The sequence below is a fragment of the Candidatus Schekmanbacteria bacterium genome, from assembly GCA_003695725.1.
In the GTDB taxonomy this organism is placed as follows: Bacteria; Schekmanbacteria; GWA2-38-11; order GWA2-38-11; family J061; genus J061.
In genome coordinates this window covers 1-5,497 of sequence record RFHX01000351.1, presented here as the reverse complement: position 1 = coordinate 5,497, position 5,497 = coordinate 1, and the positions used below count along the sequence as shown (strand labels likewise).

6 protein-coding genes are annotated in these 5,497 nt (G+C 36.7%); 3 read left to right on the top strand and 3 right to left on the bottom strand.

The features are described 5' to 3' along the window. Positions 1 to 200: 200 nt before the first annotated feature. Positions 201 to 455, top strand: a complete 255-nt coding sequence (locus tag D6734_12740) for a hypothetical protein (GenBank protein ID RMF92260.1) — start codon at positions 201 to 203, stop codon at positions 453 to 455. Positions 456 to 480: 25 nt separating this feature from the next. Here the strand turns inward: D6734_12740 and D6734_12735 are convergent, their stop codons facing one another. After that, a complete protein-coding gene (locus D6734_12735; GenBank protein RMF92259.1) occupies positions 481 to 2,367 on the bottom strand; it encodes a hypothetical protein in 1,887 nt (628 codons plus the stop codon). A gap of 29 nt (positions 2,368 to 2,396) precedes the next feature. Beyond that, positions 2,397 to 2,813 (bottom strand): 4Fe-4S dicluster domain-containing protein, encoded by a 417-nt coding sequence (locus tag D6734_12730; protein RMF92258.1) that lies wholly within the window; start codon positions 2,811 to 2,813, stop codon positions 2,397 to 2,399. Positions 2,814 to 2,888: 75 nt separating this feature from the next. Here D6734_12730 and D6734_12725 point away from each other — a divergent pair, with 75 nt between their 5' ends. After that, a complete protein-coding gene (locus D6734_12725; protein ID RMF92257.1) occupies positions 2,889 to 4,049 on the top strand; it encodes an FAD-binding oxidoreductase in 1,161 nt (386 codons plus the stop codon). Between the two features lie 106 nt (positions 4,050 to 4,155). After that, positions 4,156 to 5,199 (top strand): recombinase RecA, encoded by a 1,044-nt coding sequence (gene recA, locus D6734_12720; protein ID RMF92256.1) that lies wholly within the window; start codon positions 4,156 to 4,158, stop codon positions 5,197 to 5,199. On the opposite strand, the gene D6734_12715 is transcribed toward recA, so the two are convergent. Beyond that, positions 5,196 to 5,497, bottom strand: a 302-nt coding sequence (locus D6734_12715) for a hypothetical protein (GenBank protein RMF92255.1), incomplete at its 5' end; no start/stop codon positions are given. The genes recA and D6734_12715 overlap by 4 nt on opposite strands.

The window sequence follows — 5,497 nt, the reverse complement described above, 5'->3', positions numbered from 1 at the left end:
CCGTTGCCTGAAAAATTGAAAAATATTGGGCTTGAAGAAATTGCAGATGATGCCGCTAAGATTTTATCATAAATTTTGAATAAATGAAGAATATACACTATTCGCATAAGAATATGATAAACAATAAAACTTTCGCACTTGACTAAGAAAGTGTTTTTTTATAGAAGCCCATTTAGAATAATTAATGGAATGTAAGAATTATGAAAAAAAGCACTTATCTTTTTATTGCCTTTGCGATTTTTGTAGTAATTGCGCTGAATTTTCTTCCTTCACAGGAGATACCTTCACCTCCCGCAAACGAAATTCATAAAGAATATACTTCAGATGATGCGTGTCTCGAATGTCATGGTCCTGAAACTGACAATCCGATGGGCAAAAAGCATCCGCATGAACCAGAAAATTGTAAAAGATGCCACTTTGACAAGGTCTATAGAGAATTCAAAATTTTCAGATAACAAGTCTTCTTTTTACATTCAAAATTTATGATAAAATCTTAGCGGCATCATCTGCAATTTCTTCAAGCCCAATATTTTTCAATTTTTCAGGCAACGGTATTCCTGTCTCATTATCCCATCCACGTGCTCTATAATAATCGTCAAGCATTGCCTGAAAATTTTTGTAACTTAACTTTTCTCCTTTTGATGGACCGCCATCTGTCGGTTTTTCAAAAAAGAGAGAAGGCACTTTGTCATCATTTCTTCTGTGTCCAGCCATCTTGACGCTAAACATCCTTTCTACATTATAGATTCTTTCTGAAGCCATTTGAACATCATCAGCAGAAAATTTCACACCAGTAGAAAGCTCGAGCATCTGCGCAAAGTCATCAAAAGTAAAAACCTGATAACCAGCGCTTAATATGTAAAAAATCTTGCAAGTACCGAGGCAATCAGGCACTGTTGTCATATCCTGTATCCATTTTAGCGCCCCGCCCTTACCTTTGATTCCCTTAGATTTTAATGCTTCTTCTCCATACTTATTCTTTAAATAATCTATTGGCATTACATCATCTATCAATAATCCTCTCAAATGGTCTGCACCCCTCGTTGATGTTGCATAACCGAGGACAATACCGTGTTTTACTCTCATATCAGCAGGCACGCTTTGCCCTTTTATTGTATGAGCATATTTTTCAGCTTCTCCTCCAATTTTTTTAGCCGCTCTTTCAACCCCTTCTGAAAGAATTTCCCCTATCCCTTCACGCCGTGCAATTTTTTCGATCAAACTATGAACTGCCTTGTAATCTCCCCATTTGAGCTCAATACCGTCAGTATCTTCCTTAGAAAGAATTCCCCTCTGGTAAAGCTCCATAGCAAAAGCTATTGTGTTTCCTGTTTCTATACAGTCCACTCCTAAGCGGTTGCTCAACTCGTCAGCCTTTAATAAAGCAGGAAGAGAAGTAACCTGCGGCTGCGTCCCCCATGACCACATTGCAGCCAGCTCAGGACCTTCCCCGCTAAGTCCTGAAAATTCACCATCTTTTACTTCATAAAGGCGTCCGCATCCTATACTGCATCCGAAACAGGCTTTTATATGTGTAATATATTTTTGATGCATAATACGGGGATCAATATCTTTTATGCCTTCGAAGATAGTTGTTTGTAAATTCTTGGTTGCAGGTGAATATCCACTGGTTACCTCCGGTATAACACCGCCGGGAGTTCCATAAAGAGTCATATCATCGCGGATATGACTTTTTATTACATCAAGCGCTTTTCTTTTAAAATTTGCCTTGTTTGCTACTCTTAATGGTTTAAATCCTTTGAGGACTACTGCTTTAAGGTTTTTCGAACCCATTACAGCCCCCATTCCCTTGGCTGCTGCACGCTTAAGCCCGTGCATAATGCTTGCAACACGGGCTAAATTTTCTCCTGCTATGCCAATACAGGCAATTTGATAATCTTTGTCTTGATATTTTTTCCTCAACAATCTTTGCGTATCCCAACAATCAAGCCCCCATAATTCTTCCGCATCCTCTATAGAAATCCCTTCTCTATCTATTTTGAGATAGACAGGCTTTTCAGCCCTGCCTTCAAAGACAATATGATCAAAGCCGCAAAATTTCATTTCAGAAGCAAAAAATCCTCCTGCATTTGCATCACCATGGCCTGAAGTTGTGCTGGAAAGTGCTGTGACTGTAAAACGACAAGAAGCGGGCATCATTGTGCCGGCAAGAGGGCCTGTGCCAAAAATAAGAAGATTTTGAGGATCGAAAGAATCGATTTTTTCTTTAACACCCTTATAAAGCAGATATGAATTTACTCCCCTTCCACCGACAAATTTTTTGAGAATAGAATTTTCCATTTCTTCAATATGAAATTTATTCTCTGTAAGATTTACCCTTAAAAGCTTACCTGTCCACCCATACATAACATTTCAATCCGAGTTAAATTTATCCTCTATTCAGTAAAAGAAAGAATATCCCGAGGACATATATTTACACATTCAGGATTTCCTTCACAAAGGTCGCATATTAATGGTAGATTTTCTTCTTCATCAAAAGAAACTGCATTATAAGGACAACCTTTTACACATTCATGGCATCCCGTACATTTTTCAATATCAATCTCAATTATATTTTCTTTTCTATATAGGGCTTTCTGAGGGCAAGATTCTATACATTGTGGAAAATCACAGAATCTACAAAGATTTGGTTTGGTACTTTTAAAATTTTCTTCCTCAACCTTTATTCTGGAAAGCCATGGAGCAAAGAAACCTTTATGTGAAAAAGCGCAAACAATCTGGCATAATTTACAACCCGAACAATTTTCAGGATAAGTTGCTTTTTTTATCTTTATTTTTTTCATAACTTTCATATCATTAATTTACCTAAAAACTATGAAAAATGAATAAATGTTGTCAAGAATGATGTATCAATTAGGAATCATACAATGGTCAAAGAATACGAAGCGGCAATAATAGGAGGCGGAATTGTAGGCGCAAGTATATTTTATCACCTCCTTAATTCAGGAAAATTAAAAAAAATCGTTCTTCTTGAAAAAGATAAGATGCTTGGCACAGGAGCAACAGCAAAAAGTGCAGGTGGGATAAGACATCAATTTTCAAGTGTTGAAAATATATTGATGACAATCGAAAGCATCAAAATTTTTGAAGAAATTGAAAAAAAGACTGGTCTATCCATAGGTTTCAAAAAAAATGGCTATTTGATTCTTGCTTCCTATGAGGATACGATGAATCAATTGGCGACTATAAGCAAAAATCTAAAAAATCTTGGAATTGAGTATCTGCTATTAAATGGAAAAGAAATCAAAAAAAAGTTTCCTTTTCTAAACACGGAAAATATTATTGGTGGATTATTTACTCCAAATGACGGTTATCTCGACCCGCATACCGTGCTTTACAATTTCTTAATTCTGTCAAAAGATAAAAATGGAGAGATAAAAAAATCAACAGAGGCAGTTAGAATTGAAAAGCAGAAGCATAGTGCCTTCATAATCGAAACATCATCGAATGAAAAAATAAAAGCAGACATTGTAATAAATGCGGCCGGCCCTTGGCTTGACAATGTGAATAAGAAGTTAAAGATAAATCTCCCTTTAAAAACCTGCCAAAGACAGATTTTCGTAAGCTCAGATAATTCTATTATCCCCAAAGATTCACCTCTTATAATTGATTTTGACAACCCTTTCTATTTTAGGCCTGAAGGCGACACAATTCTTTTGAGTGCATCGGAAAAAAAAGAAGTTGATGTAGAAAAGTGTATTTTCAACTATAATGATACTGATGAATTGATAGCTAAGGCAATAAATAGAGTACCCGCCTTTCAAGACATATGCCTAAAAACAGGATGGGCAGGATTGAGGACTATCACCCCTGATTACAATGCAATCATTGGAGAAAGTGAAAAAATCAGCGGTTTTTATATAGCAGGCGGATTTAGCGGACATGGTGTAATGCATAGCGCATCGGCAGGTAAATTTCTTGCTTCTTCAATAACTGGAAGTGATTTTGACAACTCGCTGTTAAAACACTACTCGCCGAAAAGATTCTCCAATAAAAAAACTGGTTTTTTTGAAAAAGGAGTTATATGATAATAGACAATAGTCTTATTAGAGATAACCCTATTTTTTGCATAAAGTGTTGCACAAAACTGTGAATATGTTAAAATTAGCAAAAATTATATAAAGGAGTTTATTTATGGCTGAAAAAGCAGCAAACAATGATGCTCGTAAAAAAGCGCTTGATCTCGCTTTTGCACAAATCGAAAAACAGTTTGGCAAAGGCGCAATTATGAAGTTAGGGTCAAAAGATATTGCATTGGATGTAAAAGTAATTCCAACCGGTTCAATCGGCTTGGATATTGCACTTGGAATTGGAGGATTACCGAGAGGAAGAATTATTGAAATATATGGACCTGAAGCATCAGGGAAAACTACACTTGCACTGAGCGCAATCGCTGAAGCTCAAAAAGAGGGTGGAAATTGTGCTTTTATTGATGCAGAGCATGCTTTTGACCCAACCTATGCTTCACAGATTGGAGTTAATACTGATGAGCTTTTGATATCACAGCCTGATACCGGAGAACAAGCCCTTGAAATTGCAGAAACCCTTGTCCGAAGCGGAGCAATAGACCTTATAATCATAGATTCCGTTGCAGCTCTTGTTCCACGTGCTGAAATTGAAGGCGAAATGGGTGATAGTCATATGGGGCTTCAGGCACGTCTTATGTCGCAGGCATTGAGAAAACTTACAGGAATAGTGAGTAAATCAAATACGGCTATGATCTTTATAAACCAGATAAGGCAGAAGATTGGAGTTATGTTCGGAAATCCTGAAACAACAACGGGAGGGAACGCCTTAAAATTTTATTCTTCTGTGCGTCTCGACATCAGGAGAATCGGACAAATCAAGGATGGTCAGCAAATTACAGGCAATAGGACGAGAGTGAAAGTGGTCAAGAATAAACTCTCTCCGCCCTTTAAAGAAACTGAATTTGATATCGTCTATGGCGAAGGTATCTCCAAAGAAGGAGACCTTTTAGACAAAGCCGCTGAATTGGGAATAGTTGAAAAAACCGGCTCATGGTATTCATACAAAAATGAAAAAATCGGGCAAGGCAGGGAAAATGCAAAATCCTTCTTGAAGGAACATAGAGAAATCTTTGACAAAATATTGGATGAAGTACTTACAAAGACAGGATTGAAGAAGAAAGTAGCTGGAGAGGAAAAAGAAAAATCTTAAATATTTTTATATACTGTTCTAATGGCAAATTTGGGAAGCCACCCTCTTTTGCCATCTGCAAGTTCAATTTTAAACCAATTGTTATTCTCTGCAAGGACATACACTAAACTTCCTTCATGAAGTTTAAAAAGCGTTGCAGATTTTAAATCATTGCCCGATTTTGCATCAACTTCTGCAACGACAACAACTCCTTTTGTTATTACTTTATCATTATAATAAACAGCATAAAGCGTAGCTGATAGAAAAATAAATATCACTATAAAAAACCCTAAACATAGATTTATTATCCTGCCTTTAT